Annotated in this window: 16 protein-coding genes; 8 read left to right on the top strand and 8 right to left on the bottom strand. The window is 66.8% G+C overall.

The features are described 5' to 3' along the window. Positions 1 to 24: 24 nt before the first annotated feature. From CHB74_RS10935 to ruvA, 3 genes are read left to right on the top strand one after another with little or no spacing between them, the layout of a single operon-like run. Positions 25 to 768: a YebC/PmpR family DNA-binding transcriptional regulator gene (locus CHB74_RS10935; protein WP_089219677.1), complete on the top strand. Its 744-nt coding sequence runs from the start codon at positions 25 to 27 to the stop codon at positions 766 to 768. Beyond that, entirely contained in the window at positions 765 to 1,262 is a 498-nt protein-coding gene (gene ruvC / locus CHB74_RS10930; RefSeq protein WP_089219748.1) for a crossover junction endodeoxyribonuclease RuvC, read from the top strand. The genes CHB74_RS10935 and ruvC overlap by 4 nt, the downstream gene beginning before the upstream one ends. After that, entirely contained in the window at positions 1,259 to 1,858 is a 600-nt protein-coding gene (gene ruvA / locus CHB74_RS10925; protein WP_089219676.1) for a Holliday junction branch migration protein RuvA, read from the top strand. The genes ruvC and ruvA overlap by 4 nt, the downstream gene beginning before the upstream one ends. Before the next feature lie 123 nt (positions 1,859 to 1,981). Here the strand turns inward: ruvA and guaA are convergent, their stop codons facing one another. Together guaA and CHB74_RS10915 are read right to left on the bottom strand one after the other, a co-directional pair. Further along, the gene (guaA, locus tag CHB74_RS10920) at positions 1,982 to 3,544 is read right to left on the bottom strand and encodes a glutamine-hydrolyzing GMP synthase (RefSeq protein ID WP_089219675.1); all 1,563 of its coding nucleotides are present in this window, start codon (positions 3,542 to 3,544) and stop codon (positions 1,982 to 1,984) included. Between the two features lie 124 nt (positions 3,545 to 3,668). Beyond that, positions 3,669 to 4,232, bottom strand: a complete 564-nt coding sequence (locus CHB74_RS10915) for a hypothetical protein (protein WP_144033770.1) — start codon at positions 4,230 to 4,232, stop codon at positions 3,669 to 3,671. A 150-nt stretch (positions 4,233 to 4,382) separates the two neighbouring features. Here CHB74_RS10915 and CHB74_RS10910 point away from each other — a divergent pair, with 150 nt between their 5' ends. The 3 genes from CHB74_RS10910 (at position 4,383) to CHB74_RS10900 (ending at position 7,353) form a co-directional block, all read left to right on the top strand. After that, the gene (locus CHB74_RS10910; protein WP_089219673.1) at positions 4,383 to 5,435 is read left to right on the top strand and encodes a methyl-accepting chemotaxis protein; all 1,053 of its coding nucleotides are present in this window, start codon (positions 4,383 to 4,385) and stop codon (positions 5,433 to 5,435) included. Between the two features lie 419 nt (positions 5,436 to 5,854). Continuing rightward, entirely contained in the window at positions 5,855 to 6,652 is a 798-nt protein-coding gene (locus tag CHB74_RS10905; RefSeq protein WP_179220804.1) for a DUF2092 domain-containing protein, read from the top strand. Beyond that, positions 6,649 to 7,353 carry a hypothetical protein gene (locus CHB74_RS10900; protein WP_089219671.1) on the top strand — a complete coding sequence of 235 codons (705 nt, stop codon included), beginning with the start codon at positions 6,649 to 6,651 and terminating at the stop codon, positions 7,351 to 7,353. Before CHB74_RS10905 ends, CHB74_RS10900 begins: the two co-directional genes overlap by 4 nt. Before the next feature lie 46 nt (positions 7,354 to 7,399). Here CHB74_RS10900 and CHB74_RS10895 read toward each other — a convergent pair whose 3' ends face one another. Genes CHB74_RS10895 through CHB74_RS10880 form a run of 4 tightly spaced genes read right to left on the bottom strand, consistent with a single transcriptional unit; the run spans position 7,400 to position 10,704 of the window. Beyond that, on the bottom strand, positions 7,400 to 7,825 hold the full coding sequence (locus CHB74_RS10895; protein ID WP_089219670.1) for a hypothetical protein: 426 nt from the start codon (positions 7,823 to 7,825) through the stop codon (positions 7,400 to 7,402). 41 nt (positions 7,826 to 7,866) lie between these two features. Next, positions 7,867 to 8,688: an SDR family NAD(P)-dependent oxidoreductase gene (locus tag CHB74_RS10890; RefSeq protein ID WP_245842832.1), complete on the bottom strand. Its 822-nt coding sequence runs from the start codon at positions 8,686 to 8,688 to the stop codon at positions 7,867 to 7,869. Between the two features lie 10 nt (positions 8,689 to 8,698). After that, on the bottom strand, positions 8,699 to 9,226 hold the full coding sequence (locus CHB74_RS10885; RefSeq protein WP_089219669.1) for a VOC family protein: 528 nt from the start codon (positions 9,224 to 9,226) through the stop codon (positions 8,699 to 8,701). A gap of 11 nt (positions 9,227 to 9,237) precedes the next feature. After that, entirely contained in the window at positions 9,238 to 10,704 is a 1,467-nt protein-coding gene (locus CHB74_RS10880) for an FAD-binding protein (protein WP_089219668.1), read from the bottom strand. Between the two features lie 117 nt (positions 10,705 to 10,821). On the opposite strand from CHB74_RS10880, the gene CHB74_RS10875 reads away from it, so the two are divergent. Then, complete coding sequence (locus tag CHB74_RS10875; RefSeq protein WP_089219667.1) at positions 10,822 to 11,490, top strand: TetR/AcrR family transcriptional regulator; 669 nt, start codon at positions 10,822 to 10,824, stop codon at positions 11,488 to 11,490. Positions 11,491 to 11,533: 43 nt separating this feature from the next. Here CHB74_RS10875 and CHB74_RS10870 read toward each other — a convergent pair whose 3' ends face one another. Both CHB74_RS10870 and CHB74_RS10865 read right to left on the bottom strand, forming a co-directional pair. After that, positions 11,534 to 12,448, bottom strand: coding sequence for a 2-hydroxyacid dehydrogenase (locus tag CHB74_RS10870; protein ID WP_245842831.1), 915 nt, complete (start codon positions 12,446 to 12,448; stop codon positions 11,534 to 11,536). Positions 12,449 to 13,438: 990 nt separating this feature from the next. Beyond that, positions 13,439 to 14,563 carry a dipeptidase gene (locus tag CHB74_RS10865; RefSeq protein ID WP_089219666.1) on the bottom strand — a complete coding sequence of 375 codons (1,125 nt, stop codon included), beginning with the start codon at positions 14,561 to 14,563 and terminating at the stop codon, positions 13,439 to 13,441. Between the two features lie 226 nt (positions 14,564 to 14,789). Here CHB74_RS10865 and ruvB point away from each other — a divergent pair, with 226 nt between their 5' ends. Continuing rightward, the gene (gene ruvB, locus CHB74_RS10860) at positions 14,790 to 15,818 is read left to right on the top strand and encodes a Holliday junction branch migration DNA helicase RuvB (protein ID WP_089219665.1); all 1,029 of its coding nucleotides are present in this window, start codon (positions 14,790 to 14,792) and stop codon (positions 15,816 to 15,818) included. Positions 15,819 to 15,848 lie beyond the last annotated feature (30 nt).

Below are 15,848 nucleotides of genomic sequence, written 5' to 3'. Positions count from 1 at the left end.
GATCAGCACAGGACCGCGACGGCAATGGCCGGCCATTCCAAATTCAAGAACATCATGCACCGCAAGGGTGCGCAGGATAAGAAGCGTTCGGCGCTCTTTTCCAAGCTCAGCCGCGAAATCACCGTCGCGGCCAAAATGGGCCTTCCCGATCCGGCGATGAACGCGCGGCTCCGCGCCGCCGTGCTCGCCGCGCGCGCGGGCGGCATGCCCAAGGACAATATCGAGCGCGCGATCAACAAGGCCGCGGGCAGCGACGGCGAGAATTACGAGGAAGTCCGCTATGAGGGCTTCGGCCCCGGTGGCGTCTCCCTCATCATCGAAACGCTGACCGACAATCGCAACCGCACCGCCACCAACGTCCGCACCGCCGTTTCCAAGAATGGCGGCAATCTGGGCGCCGGTGGATCGGTGAGCCATGGTTTCGACCGGATGGGCCTGATCAACTATGCCGCCGCCGCGGGCGATGCCGACAAGGTGTTCGAAGCCGCGCTGGAAGCCGGTGCCGAAGACGTGACGTCGAGCGAGGACGGCCACGAAATCTGGACCGCGACGGAAAATCTCCACGAAGTCGCCAAGGCGCTGGAAGGCGTGCTGGGCGATGCCGAAGGCGTGAAGCTCGCCTGGCGCCCGCAGACGCAGGTTTCGGTGAACGAGGCGGACGCGGCGACCCTGCTCAAGCTGATCGACACGCTCGACGATGATGACGACGTGCAGACCGTGTGGGGCAATTACGACATCTCCGACGAGGTGATGGAGAAGCTCGGCTGATCCTCATCGGGCTTGATCCGGGGCTTGGCACCACGGGCTGGGGCGTGATCGCGGCGGACGGCAATCGCCTCTCCCACATCGCCAACGGCCAGGTGAAGACCGAGACGCACGCGCCCCTCGCCGAACGGCTGGTGGCGCTGCACGATCAGTTGACCGACGTCCTCCTTCGCCACCGCCCCGATGGCGCGGCGGTGGAGGAGGTGTTCGTCAACGCCAATCCGCAATCGACGCTCAAGCTGGGGCAGGCGCGCGGCGTCGTGATGCTCACCGTCGCGCGGCAGGGGATGGCGGTTGGCGAATATGCCGCGCGGCTGATCAAGAAGGCGGTGGTCGGCACCGGCGCGGCGGAAAAGGCGCAGGTCCACGCCATGGTCTCGCGCCTGTTGCCGGGGGTGAAGATCGCCGGGGCGGACGCAGCCGACGCGCTCGCCGTCGCCATCACCCATGCCCACCATCTCGCCAGCGCCAAGGCCCTGAAAAGGATTATCGCATGATCGCACGGTTGACCGGCACGCTTGCCGAAACGGCGGCCGATCATGCGGTGCTCGACGTCAACGGCGTCGGCTATCTCGTCCAGGCGTCGGCCCGCACGCTGGCCGCGATCGGCGCGGTCGGCGGGCAGGTGATGCTGTTCACCGAGATGCAGGTGCGCGAGGACGCGATCACGCTCTACGCCTTCGGCTCGGGTGCCGAGCGGGACTGGTTTCGCCTGCTGACCAGCGTGCAGGGGGTGGGCGGCCGCGTCGCGCTCGCCATTCTCTCGGTGCTCGCTCCGGACGAGATCAGCCGCGCCATCGCCAGCGGCGACAAGGCGATGATCGCGCGCGCCAATGGTGTCGGCCCGAAACTGGCGATGCGCATCGCCAATGAACTGAAGGACAAGACCGGCGGCATCGCACTCGGTGCCGGCGGCGCTACGCCCGCCGCTGCGGCCGGCAGCGCCACCGCCGACGCACTCTCGGCGCTCGCCAATCTCGGCTTCCGCCCCGCCGACGCCAACGCCGCCGTCGCCGCCGCCGAAGATGAACTCGGCCCGGGCGCAACGCTCGACGCACTCGTGCGGCTGGCGCTCAGGAAGGCCGCGAAATAGGCGGGCAAACCTTCGCCCCATTTCTCCCGCGCACTTCCAGCCAGTACCCGGCCGAATAACAAAAAAAGCCCGCATTTCTGCGGGCTTTTTCGTGCTTTGTGCGAGCCTATATCGGACGCCAAATCATTCCCACTCGATCGTGCCCGGCGGCTTGGACGTGTAGTCGTAGGTCACGCGGTTGATGCCCTGCACCTCGTTGACGATGCGGGTCGCCACGCGGCTCAGGAAGGCCGCGTCGAAGGGGTAGATGTCGGCGGTCATGCCGTCGGTCGAGGTGACGGCGCGGAGCGCGCAGACCGAATCATAGGTGCGGCCGTCGCCCATCACGCCGACGGTCTTCACCGGCAGCAGCACGGCAAAGGCCTGCCAGATAGCATCATAGAGGCCCGCATTGCGGATTTCCTCGAGATAGATGGCGTCGGCCTTGCGCAGGATGTCGCACCGTTCCTTGGTCACTTCGCCGGGGATGCGGATCGCCAGGCCCGGCCCCGGGAAGGGGTGCCGGCCGACGAAGATCTCGGGCAGGCCAAGCTCGCGGCCCAGCGCGCGGACCTCGTCCTTGAACAATTCCCGCAGCGGCTCGACCAGCTTCATGTTCATGCGTTCGGGCAGGCCGCCGACATTGTGGTGGCTCTTGATCGTCACGCTCGGCCCGCCGGTGAACGACACGCTTTCGATCACGTCGGGGTAAAGCGTGCCCTGCGCCAGGAATTCGGCGCCGCCGATCTTGCGGGCTTCTTCCTCGAACACGTCGATGAAGGTCTTGCCGATGAACTTGCGCTTCTTTTCCGGGTCGGTCTCGCCCTTCAGGCCCGACAGGAACAGCGTCTCGGCGTTCACATGGACAAGCGGGATGCCATAATGTTCACGGAACAGGCCGACCACCTGGTCCGCCTCGCCCATCCGCATCAGGCCATGATCGACGAACACGCAGGTCAGCTGGTCGCCGATCGCCTCGTGGATCAGCACCGCCGCCACCGCCGAATCGACGCCGCCGGAAAGCCCGCAGATCACCTTGCCGTCGCCCACCTGCTCGCGGATCTCGGCGATCTTGGCGGCGCGGAATTCGGCCATCGACCAGTCGCCGGCAAGGCCGCAGACATGGCGGGCGAAATTGGCGATCAGCTTGGCGCCGTCGGGCGTGTGGACGACTTCCGGGTGGAACTGCACGCCATAGAAGCGGCGGCTCTCATCGGCGGTCACCGCGAAGGGGGCGCCTTCCGACGCCGCCACCGGATGGAAGCCGGCGGGCAGCGCGTCCACCTTGTCGCCATGGCTCATCCACACCTGGTGGCGTTCGCCTTCCTTCCACAGCCCGTGGAACAGGCTGCATTCGCGCGTCACTTCGATGAAGGCGCGGCCGAATTCGCGATTGTCGGTCGACGGCGTCACCGATCCGCCGAGCTGCGCGCACATCGTCTGCTGGCCGTAACAGATGCCGAGGATCGGAATCCCCGCCTCGAAGAAATGCTGGGGTGCGCGGGGGCTGCCTGCGTCCGTCACCGATGCCGGCCCACCCGACAGGATGATGCCCCGGGGCTTCAGCCGTTCAAAGGCCTCGGCCGCCGCATTGAACGGCGCGATCTCGGAATAGACGCCGGCCTCGCGGACGCGGCGGGCGATGAGCTGCGTGACCTGGCTGCCGAAATCGACAATCAGGATGCAATCATTGGGATGGGCTGTCATGGCGGCCCGATAAAGAAAGGGCCGCTTGCTGTCCAGCCGTTGCGGCCAAGGGCTGTCCCGGAATCATCCGCTGGGCGAACCACGGCCCGGCGGCCCACGCGGAAGCGCGTTGCGAATCAACCGCTCAGCGGATCGCCAGCTCGTCGCCCAGCTGCACGAAATCCACCGCGCCGTAGCGGACGCCGTACTGGAAATTGCGCTGGTCGCGATAGCTGCGCTCATCGCCGGTCGAAACCACGCCCTCGACGCGCCAGCCATCGCCGTCGCGGCTGACCCGGCTGATGTCGGTGACGCGGGCATCGCTGGCATAGCGACTCGCCTGCCGTTCGGCCGCCGCCGCGCAGGCATCGGCCGCCTCGTCCTGCTCGCCGGTGGCGCCACGTCCGTCGCGGCGCGGATCATTGCCGGTGCCCGTCCGCTCATCGCGGCCGGGCCGCGTGGCATTCTTCATCGCCCCGGTCGCCACCGCGGCGATCCCGCCCGCGATCACCGCGCCCAGCAGGAAATCCCCGAAATCAAAGCCATCGCCGCGATGGCGGCGATAACCATAGCCGGGATAGCCAGGGCCGTAGCCGGGTTGGCCATAGCCCGGATAGCCATGAAGCGGGCGGGCCATGGCCGGCATCGATGTCGCCAGCAGCGCCGCCGCCGTGCCCAGCCCGATCCATTTCACAAGTGCCACGCCCATCGCCGTCATCCCCGTCCGATCAGGCGGCCTTTCTACACCCGCCGCGCTGTCGGCGCGATGAACCGCATCGCCTCGGTTCGTCGCATTGCACGACGCTTTGTTAACCACTCGCGCGCTAGCCATGGCCGATAACATATCGGAATCGCGCTTATGCCCAGAAGGATCCGCTCGCTCCTCGCCTCGCTCCGCGATGAGGTGCAGCTTTACGCGACGGAAAATGCCCGGCTTGCCGGCCGCACCAACCTGCTTGCGCTCAACGCCACGATCGAGGCGGCGCGCTCGGGCGAGGCGGGGCGTGGCTTCTCGGTGGTCGCGCAGGAAGTGAAGGCATTGGCCAATCAGGCCCGCGCCAGTTCGCTCGCCTTCCGCGCGGAAGTGCTCGATCGGCTGGCCAAGGCCGCCGGCATCGCCGACGAGATGGTCGCCGAAATCGAAGGCGCCCGCCTGGTCGATCTCGCCGAAGCGATTGTCTACAACGTCACCCGCGCGGTGTTCGCGCGCAGCGTCGAACTGCGCATGCTCGCCACCGATCCCGCGATCATCGCCGCCGCGACCGATCCGAGCGCCCAGAACATCGCCGCGGCCCAGGCCCGCCTGCGCACCATGCTCCGCCACTCGCGCGATTATCTCAACGCCTTCGTCGCCAATGGCGATGGCCGCATCTTCCTGTCGGCGGACGAAAATGCCCGTGTGCTCGCCGCCGATGTGCGCGATGCGCCGCAATATAACCGGGCGATGGCCAGCCGCCGCTCGGATGAATGGTTCACCGATGAAGTCTGGCAGAATCCGTGGTCGGATCATCATGCGGTATTGATCTTCGCCGCCGGCATCCGCGCCGATCCCGAACGCGACGGCCCGGCGATCGGCGTGCTCTATCTGGAATATGATTGGGAACGGAAGATCGGCGAACATATCGCGGCGATGGACAATGCCGATCGCGGGCGTCGCCGGGTCAGCCTGGTCGATGGCCAGGGCCGCATCGTCGCCTCATCCTGGGGGGCGCGCTTCGGCGAAACCATGGCGATCGACACCAGCACGCCGATCGGCTTGTCGCCCGGCGAGGACGCGATCTTTGCGCACGCCAAGGCCGAACCCTTCGCCGGCTTCGACGCCCTGGGCCTCAGCTGCGTGATCGAACAGAAATTGATGACCGAGGCCGAAGTCCAGGCCGCCATCGCCACCCCCGATCGCTTCGCCGCCTGATCGGCGGCCGCTAATCGCCGACGTCCGGTAGTTCCGCCGCGGGAAACGGACGCCGCTCTGTTAGTGGCGGCGCCGCGCGCGCCAACACCCCGTTATTCGAAGCCTTGCCGGTCAGGATGAACCCAGGGGGGCGTCCGGGATTGTCCCGGCGGGCCGGGGCTTTGGGCATAAAGCTGCCGCGCGTTCCAAAGATCAGCCCGTCGCGAAACCCCTTGGTCAATCCGACCTGACGGCGCCCGCCACCGCGCTTGGCTGCTCCGCCGCCGGCGTCGCATTGCGCCGTGCCTCGCTTATGCCGGCCGGCTCTCGGGGTAATTCCCCATGCGACATAAGCATTCCCCCTGATGGCCCCGGCGGGCGGACAGGCATTGAATAAGCGGGCGTGGGCGGCCCCAGCCACCCGGCGAAGGAGGAAGATGATGCGCCACAGAACCGGCCTGCTCACCCTGGCCCTTTGTGCGGCCGTGGCCGCGCCCCAGGGTTATGCAATGGCCCAAACCCAGGCCGCGCCCGCCGCAAGCACCACCGCGGCCCAGCCCATCCCCGCCGAAATCCGCCAGGCGCTCGATCGCATGGGCACGGCATTGCGCGCGCTCACCTCCTTCCAGGTCAAGGCCGAAGTCACGACCGAGGACGTGCTGGAAAACGGCCAGAAGCTGCAAAGTTCGGCGCCGATGAGCTTCCTCGTCCGCCGGCCCGATCGGCTGGCGATCACCATCGATACGCCGCACAAGCAACGGCGCATCTTCTATGATGGCAGGCAGTTGACCGTCTTCGGCCCCAAGAACGGCTATTATGGCAGCATCGCCGCGCCGCCGACGATCGCAGGGATGATCAAGGTCGCCAATGATCGTTTCGGGCTGGAAACGCCGCTCGCCGACCTTTTTGAATGGGGCACCACCGCCTTCCCGGTGGAACGCATCAAGGGTGCGCTTTATGCCGGATCCGATCTGATCGGCGGGCTGACCTGCGAACATTATGCCTTCCATCAGGACGAGGCGGACTGGCAGCTATGGATCGACAAGGCGTCGGCGCTGCCGTGCAAGCTGGTGATCACCGATACGGTCGATCCGGCGCTGCCGCAGACGATCGCCGTGCTGCAATGGACGCCCAACGTTCAGGTTTCCGATTCCCAGTTCACCTTCACGCCGCCCGCCGATGCCCGCCGCATCGAGGTGGGCCAGGTGGCCACGGCCGCAACGGGAGCGCCGAAATGACCCGCACCACAATCTTCACGAAATTCGCCATCGCCACGCTGATCGGCGGCACCATCGTGCCGGCCGGCGGAACGGCGCTCGCCGCCGGTGCGCAGCCGGAATACGCCCATTCGGACGAAGCCCTGGTCGAACTGGCGATGCTCGCTCCGCCCCGTGGCAAACGGCCCAGCGGTGCATCGCGGCCGCCATCCCGTCCCAGCGGGGGCCACGCATCCCGCCCCGGTGGCGGTGGTGGCCATGCTTCGCGCCCGCACCAGACACGCCCCGCCAGCGGCCATGCCGGCAACATGCAGGTGCGGCATAGCTCGCCCCAGAACGTTAACCACCGGCCGCCCAATCGCAACAACACGAACATCAACAACGTCAATGTGAACCGCAACGTCAACGTTCAGGGCGGCGGTGGCTATCATGGCGGCGGATGCTGCTATTATGGCGGCGACTGGGATGATGATGACGATAATTTCGGGGTGGGGCTGGCGGTCGGCGCGGTGACGGGCGCCATTGTCGGCGCCGCCGCATCCTCGTCGTCGAACAACACGACCACCGTCGTCACCACCGGATCGGTCGTCACCGCTCTGCCGAGCGGCTGTTCGGCAACCGTCGTCAACAACTACACCTACCAGCAATGCGGATCGGTCTGGTATCAGCCGCAATATTCGGGATCGACCGTCCAGTACGTCGTCGTCAACCCGCCGCGTTAATGGGGGCTGGGGTGCGGATGGCTACGCCGTCGCCGTCCGCACCCCTTCATGCGATCGGTTCAAGCTCGTCCCAGATCGGGCCGATCAGGATGCGGAAAAACGCCTCGTCGGCGTAAAGCCGTTCGCCGGACAACAGCGCCTCGCCAAAGGTCAGGATGCCCAGGATGCGGTGCCGGGTCAGCCCGTCGCCGCTCTCGTCGCGCACGTCGACCGAATATTCCTGAACGACGCCGCCTTCGCCCAGCCATTCCTGATGCAGTTGATAGCCCGCGATCCGCGGCATCACATTGTCGACGAAATGGCGATAATAGCGCCGCGTGCGATCCATCCCGCTGAACCGGCGGCCGACGGGATAGAAATCATAGACCGGCTCGCCCTCCATCGTGGCGAGGATCGCGTCGATATCGCCCAGCGCCTCGGCGCTGGCATGGTTGTGCGCGGCAACGATCAGCGCGGTGATCGATCGGGTCATGGTCACCTCCGGATAAGCGGGCGTGTCAGGTGCCGGCCTGGTCAGGCACCGCTCTGGGCAAAGACGCCGAACACCTCGTTGATCGAAGGGTTGCGCCGCAGGGTCTGCCCGCCGCTGACATGGATGGTCTGCCCGGTGACGAAGCTCGCCTCGTCGCTGGCCAGCCACACCGCCGCGTCGGCCACGTCCGCCGCCACGCCGCTGCGGCCGAGCGGGATTTCGCGCGCGTAGAGCGCGGCCATTGCCGGCACGGCCAGCCCGCCGCCCGACATCGGCGCATCGGCGATGCCGCCGGGCGCGATCGAATTGGCGCGAATGCCCTGATGGCCGAATTCATGGGCGATGCAGCGGATCACATGGTCCAGCCCCGCCTTGGTGCCCATATAGGCGGCGTGATGATCGAACATGATCGTCGCCGTCACCGATGAAATCTGGATGATCGCGCCGCCGTTCGGCATCGCCTTCAGCAGCGCCTGGAAGAACTGGAACGGCCCCGTGAACTGAACCGCCGTCATCTGGTCGAGATCGGCACGATCATGTTCCAGAAATGGCTTCAGCAAGCCCCATCCGGTCGCGTTGACGCCGATATCCAGCCCGCCCAGCCGCGTCGCCGCGTCCGCCACCAGCCGCGTGGCGTCCGCCTCCACGGTGATGTCGCACGCCTGCCATTCGGCGCCGATCGCGCCCGCCACCTGCTCCAGCGCGTCGGCGCGGCGGCCGGCGATCATCACCGAAGCGCCTTCATCCAGATAGCGCCGCGCGATCGCTTCGCCGACATTGCCGGGCGCCACGCCCAGCACCAGCGCCTTGCGCCCCTTCAGCCGTTCGCCCATCGTCCGCTCCGCCATCGTCCGCTCCGCCATCGTCCGCTCCCTATGCCGCGAAGTCGATGACGTGGACGGGGTTGCTGCCGTCCCAGTTGCGGGTGGCGACGATGCCGGAATTGATCATGTCGCGTGTCGCCGGGCTTTCGATGAACTCGAACAGGACGCCGGGTTCGCCATCCGCCTCCATATAAACGACGCGGGTGCCGGGGTTGGTCGCCTCGAACGCCACCTTCAGCCCATCGGCCTTGGCGCGCGCCACCACCGCCTCCAGATCGTCGACCACCCAGGCGACATGGTGGACGCCCAGGATCGGCTGGCCCGCCGCGTCGCGATAGGGCGACGGCGTTTCGTTGGTGATCTTGATCAGCTCGATCTGAACGTCGCCCTGATAGGCAAGGCCCACATCCATCGTCACCGTGCCCGCTTGCCCGCGATAGCTGCCGTTCAGGCTGACATTGCGGAACACCGTCCACGGGCCGACGCCCATCAGATCGATCCAGCGCGCGATGCTCGCGTCCAGATCGTCCACCAGATAGCCGATCTGATCGATCGGGCCGTATTTTGCCTGTGTCATCGGCGGTCCTTTCAAACGAGGGTGGCGGCGTGGCGCCCGGCGCGCCGGCCGAAGAAGGATGCTTCGCCAAGGCAGGTGCCCGACGCATAGCCATTGCTGTCCTGCGCGATGTTCGACGCGCAGGCGCCGGCGGCATAAAGGCCGGGCACGGCCGCGCCCGCCGCATCCAGCACCACGCCATCGGCGGAGACCTTCAACCCGCCCAGCGTGAAGCCGGTATAGACCGCGCGGCCGAAGGACAGGTCGAACGCCGCGAACGGCCCTTCCTCCAGCGGCTTCAGCCATTTGGGATATTTGTGGAAGGCGGGATCCTCGCCCTTCGCGGCATGGGCGTTGTAATCCGCCATCGTCCGCTGCAGCGATCCGGCGGGCAGCCCCAGCCCGGTCTCCATCTCGGCGATCGTCTCGAACCCGTCGATCAGGCTCTGGTTGGTCAGTGACGCGAAGTGCGGATAAGCGAAAATCGCCGCATCGACGATCAGATAGACGATCCCATCGGGCTGGCGGGCCGAAAAGATGCCCGAACGGCTGTGATAGGAATCCTCCGCCACGAAACGCGCGCCATCGCGATTGACCAGCACGCCCTTCAGCAGATCTTCGGGCGGATAGAAAGGCGATGTCAGGAACGGTTCGTCCATGTGGATCGCCACGCCGCCCGCCGCCTCGCCCAGCCGGATGCCCAGCCCGTCGTCATGGGGGCTGCCCTGCACATAGGCCGATGCCAGGATCGGCACATGTTCGGCCACCATCTCGGCATTCTGGCCGAAGCCGCCGGCCGCCAGCACCACCGCCTTGCCCGCCCGCACGAAGCTCGTCTCGCCGAAACGGCGCACCTTCACGCCGACGATCCTGCCGCCGTCGCGCACCAGCGCTTCCACCTTGGTGTCGGCCATGATCGTGGCGCCGGCGGCTTCGGCGCGTTCGGAAAGCAGCCGCAGCGCCAGCGCGCCGCCGCCTTCCTCGCCATCGAACGCCACCTTGTGCCCGCGCGGTGCCGGCTTCGCCTGTTCGCGATAGGGCCACACCTGCTCATTGCCCGTCCAGATCAGGCATTCACGGCCCGGCTGGACGACATTCTTCTGCGGATAATAGCTGCGGTCGAACGGAACGCCCTGTGCTTCGAGCCAGTCGAAATGGGCGACGCTGCCATCGGCATAAAGGCGGATCTTCTCATGATCCGGGTCGAGCGCCACCGCCTCCAGATAGCGCGCCATCTCGTCGGCGCTATCCTCGAACCCGCAGGCCTGCTGCACGGCGGTGCCGCCACCCAGATAGAAATGGCCCGCGGCGGCCGATGTGCTGCCGGTGCAGCCGCTTGTCCGTTCGATCACGATCACCGATGCGCCTGCTGCCCGTGCCTCGATCGCGGCGCAGGCGCCCGCCATGCCGAACCCGACGATCACCACATCGGCCGCCGCCGCCCAGCCGTCCACCGCCGCTGCGTCCAGCAGCAGGCCTTCACCCGCATCACCGCTCATGCCGCATCCTCTTTTGTCTTGGCCGATGGGCTATGGCATACTGATAGTTCAGTCAAACGTTCTATTGCAAAGCATGGCCGCAGCGGGCAACAGCGGCCGATCGGAAAAGGATCGCAGATGAACGCACCCGCCCCCACCGCCAAGCGGCTGCCCGGCCGGGGCCGTCCCGGCGGGCGCACCGCCTTTCAGGAAGAAAAGCGCCGGCAGACGCGCGCGGCGATCCTGGCGGCGGCGGGCGACGTGTTTTCGGCGACGCCCTATGTCTATGCCACGATCGACGACATCATCCGCGCCGCCGGCATCAGCCGCGCCACATTCTACATGCACTTCGAATCCAAGCTGGCGCTGGCGCTCGCCATCTATGACGGGATCGCTGCCGACTGGCAGGGCCTGTTCGATCGACTCGCCACGGGCGACGGCCGCGATGCGTCCGGCCTCAAGGCGTGGGTCGGCACTCTCGCCGCGCTCTATGTCGATCATGGCTATGTCACCTCGCTGGTCGGCCAGCTCGAAATCTTCGAGCCCAGCTTCCGCCAGCGCCTGCACGATGATCGCGATGCGCTGATCGATCGGTTGAGCGCGGCCGGCGTCGGCGGCTTCGCCATGGCGCGCGGCGAAACACCGGCACAGCAGATCGAGCGCGCCCGTGCCCACCTGCTGCTCCGCCGCATCGATCAGGTCTGCGGCGATGTATCGGTGAACGGCGCCCTCTCCACCGCCGAGGCGGCGATCTATGTCGACCTGCTGGTGAAGGAGATGGCCGGCTTCATTACCGGCAGGGCCTGAACCGCCGGCGAAAGACGGGAAAGTCGGGGCAGGGGGCTTCCCCTCACGCCACGGGCGACAGCAACGGTTTCTTGGCGAAAAACGCCTCGATATTGGCGATTGCGAGATCGGCCATCGCCCGGCGCGTCTCCACGGTCGCGCTGCCCTGATGCGGCAGCAGCACGACATTCTCCATATCCAGAAGCGCTGTGGGCACATGCGGTTCGTTCGCAAAAACGTCGAGTCCGGCGGCGCCCAGCCGTCCCTCGGCCAGCGCGGCGACCAGTGCGCCCTCGTCCACCACCGATCCGCGCGCGATGTTGATCAGCGTGCCGCGCGCGCCGAGTGCATCGAGCACGGCGCGGTCGACCAGCCCGGCGGTCGCCGCCCCGCCCGTGGTGGCGACGACCAGCAGGTCGACGCTGGCCGCCAGCGCGACTGCGCTCGGTGCATAGCGATAGGGCGCGTCCGCCACCTCGCGTCGCGAATGATATGCAATCTCTCCTGCGAAGGGTTCGCAGCGCCGCGCGATCGCGCTGCCGATCCGTCCCAGGCCGAGGATGCCGATCCGCTGCCCGGTCAGCTTCCGCGTCAGCGGCGGCGCACCCTCCGCCACCCAGCGGCCATCGCGGAGATAGCGATCATATTGCGGCACGCGGCGATAGACCGCGAACATCAGCGCGATCGCGGTATCGGCGGTGTCGTCGGTCAGCACGTCCGGCGTATTGGTCACGGCCACGCCGCGCGCCTGCGCATAAGCCACGTCCACCTTGTCATAGCCGACCGCGCAGACCGCGATCAGCTTCAGATCGGGCAGGCGATCGATCATCGCCGCGTCGATGCCTTCGCTGCCGCCGGTCATCACCACCTCGATGCCCGGCGCGGGTTCGTCGCAAAGCGCGAAATGGTCGGCAAGATTGTCGAGCAGCCAGTGCGCGGGATCACGAACGAGGCAGAGGATGCGGGGTTTATGGGGCAAGGGAAGCGCTTTCACCGATACCAGTTGGTGCCGCTGGCAACCTGGTTCAGGCGCGGCGGCTCTGCAAGCGCCAGCCTGACCGGTATTTTCATCCGCCCTCGCGGGCAAGCGCCGACGCTTAACGACAGTCGGGTTGGAAGGGGTGTTTGGCGACGTCCCGGCGGCGGCTTAGTCGGGAAAAGTGGACCAGCTTCGTCTCGTCTCCCCGGACTTGTTCCGGGGTCCACCGCCACGCAGGCGCTGCCGCCAGCAGCTCCAACCCGAAAGACCCCGCCAGGTCATTCCATGGCAGATTGTCCCGCTCGATCATCGATGGCGATGTGTGCTGCAAGGTGGACCCCGGAACAAGTCCGGGGTGACGAGGTGGAAGTTCAGTAAACGACGACCGCAAAGTGCGAGTGTCCCGACAAAGGCAGAAATCGCTGGCCGATATCTGCCTGTCCGGTCTCGGAAAGCTGACAGTCGGGAAACCGGAGGCCCAGTCACGCCGCTTGACGGCGGCAAAGTCGGGGAAAGCGGACATTAGGAAACTCATGGCAGAACGGCGTGGCGGAGGCTCATCATGCAATCAGTTACGTCGGAGTGGCTATGCGAGCGAGGCGGCCTTCACGATGCTCGCGTGCTCGATGTGCGAGCAGTGGGGTCAAATCTCGAAATTGCGTTCGATGATGAATGGGTGAACGAGCGAGGCATCAGTCAACCTGAAGGGCAGGCAGCACCCGGCACCTTAGTTGTAGAGGGATTTCCTATCACAGAAGATGCGCCGAGTGCCGCGACTGGCGGCTGGATAAGCGAAGTGGCGCTGAGGGGTGACCAACTCGACCTCGTGTTCTGCGACCGTCCGCCTCTTAGCGTCCGCGTAGATGCACTGTGGTGGCGTCGGGCCGACTAGGGACCAGAAGCTAATGTCCGCAACGTCGGCGTGTCCTGACCGTCAGGATTTGCGGGCCAAGACCGGATAGCGGCGTGATCCGGCTTGGTCCGGGCGGTTCAGGCGCCCCATACCTCGCCATAAAGCCGCATCAGATTGGCGCCCAGCACCTTTTCGATCCGCGTGGTTGGCCAACCGGCGCGGGCGAGGGCGTCGGCCAGTTGGCGGAAGCGCATATGCGTGTCGAAATCGCGGACGATGTTGAAGATGTCGGCGCCTTCGCCGGGCGCCGCGATCCCCTTGGCGGCGCGGTCTTCGTAGAATTTCTTCTGCGCCGCGCGGGCCTTGTCGTCGATCACGGTGGCGGACAGCATGCCATCGGTGCCGATCGCGACATGATCTTCGCCGCAGACGTTCACCGCATGCGCCATGTGGCGCACCAGATCGTCGCCGCTCGCCTTGCCGCCGGGCACCAGGAACGGCATCCAGTAGATGCCGGCGACGCCACCCTTGTCGGCCAGCGCCTTCAGTTCGGCGTCCCACACATTGCGGGGATTGTCGTGCAGCGATCGGCAGCCGGTGTGGCTGATCGTCAGCGGGCGCTTGGCCGCAGCGATCCCCTCGGCGATCGTCCGCTGGCCGCCATGCGACAGATCGAGCAGCAGCTTTTCCGCCTCGATCCGCTCGATCGTCGCGCGGCCGAGCTTTGACAGGCCGCCATTGGCCGGTTCCAGCGATCCATCGCCGGCAAGGTTGCGCAGATTATAGGTGAGCTGGATCACGCGGATGCCGAGCCCCCTGAACAGGCTGACGCGATCGAGCATCGGGCCGATCAACGCGCTGTCCTGCAGGCCATAGACGATCGCGATCCGGCCCGACGCCTTGGCCGCGCGGATATCCGCCACGGTGCGCGCGTGGAGCAGGATGTCGGCATTGTCGGCGATGATCTGGTCGCCGCCGGCTATTTCCTGCACGGCCTGTTCCAGCGTCGCCTCATTGCCCGGATTGGCGACCGTCATGTGCACCGCGGTCAGCCCCGATGCGCGCATCTCGGCCAGCCCGCGCGGGGTGAAGCGGGTCATGCCCGGCTTGAAATCGGGATCGCTGATCGCGCCCAGCCCGTCGATCACGAAGGCGCTGCGATAGCTTTTGTCGGGGATGCCCGCTGGCGGCGCGGCCCCTGCGCGGGATGCGAGGGCGAAGGCGGCGGCACCCGCCAGCATGTCGCGTCGCGTGATCTCCATCGCTTGCTCCCCCCTCTTGCGCCCTGCCGCCACTGGCAATGTTGGATTTGGCGTGGCAGCGTGCCGGTGGTGACAATCCGACGCGCCTTTGCCCGCATCCGTTCCGGCCGGCCATGTGTGCCCCCGCAACGAAGCGGATGGCAATCCTCAACTTCCTCAACCTCGTCGGCCGGCGCGACGCGCATCGCCCTCGACAAGCCGCGCCACGGCCCGCTACGGCAGCAGCGTGACCGATAGCGACCGTATCCTGACCGCCGCCCGCCGCCCCGAGGATGTGGATGCGGCGCTGCGTCCCAAGAGCCTCGACGATTTCGTCGGGCAGAAGGCCGCGCGCGAAAATCTGCGCGTCTTTATCGAGGCGGCGCGGACACGCGGCGATGCGCTCGATCATGTCCTGTTCTTCGGCCCGCCGGGGCTGGGCAAGACCACGCTCGCCCAGATCATCGCCAAGGAGATGGGATCGGGCTTCCGCGCGACGTCCGGCCCGGTGATCGCCAAGGCCGGCGATCTCGCCGCATTGCTCACCAATCTCGAAGATGGCGACGTGCTGTTCATCGACGAGATCCACCGGCTTAATCCGGCGGTGGAAGAAGTGCTCTATCCGGCGATGGAGGATCGTGCGCTCGATCTGATGATCGGCGAAGGGCCGTCGGCGCGATCGGTGCGCATCGATCTGCCGCGCTTCACGCTGGTCGGCGCCACGACGCGACAGGGGCTGATCACCACGCCGCTGCGCGATCGCTTCGGCATCCCCGTCCGCCTGCAATTCTACACGGTGGACGAACTGGAACGCGTGGTGACGCGCGCGGCCGGGCTGCTGGGCCTTGCCATCGCCCCCGACGGCGCGGCGGAAATCGCCCGGCGCGCGCGCGGCACGCCGCGTATCGCGGGCCGGCTGCTGCGCCGGGTGCGCGATTTCGCCGATGTCGCGGGTGCCGCCGTCGTCGATCGCAAGGCGGCGGATAGCGCGCTCAACCGGCTGGAGGTCGATCATCTCGGCCTCGACGCGATGGACCGGCGCTACCTCCACATGATCGCCGACATCTATCGCGGCGGGCCGGTGGGGGTGGAAACGCTGGCGGCGGGCCTTTCCGAACCGCGCGACACGATCGAGGAAGTGATCGAGCCCTATCTGATCCAGCTCGGCCTGATCGCGCGGACGGCGCGGGGTCGTTGCCTGAACGCGCTCGGCTGGAAGCATCTCGGCCTCAACCCACCGCCTGGCGCCGAAGCGGGGCTGTTCGACGCCAAATAGGCGCCGCCAAGGCCATCTTTGGGGTTCCGA

Source organism: Edaphosphingomonas laterariae (assembly GCF_900188165.1).
Taxonomy (GTDB): Bacteria; Pseudomonadota; Alphaproteobacteria; order Sphingomonadales; family Sphingomonadaceae; genus Sphingomonas_E; species Sphingomonas_E laterariae.
Note: the sequence above shows the minus strand (reverse complement) of the source record. Positions and strands in the feature narration are given on the sequence as shown.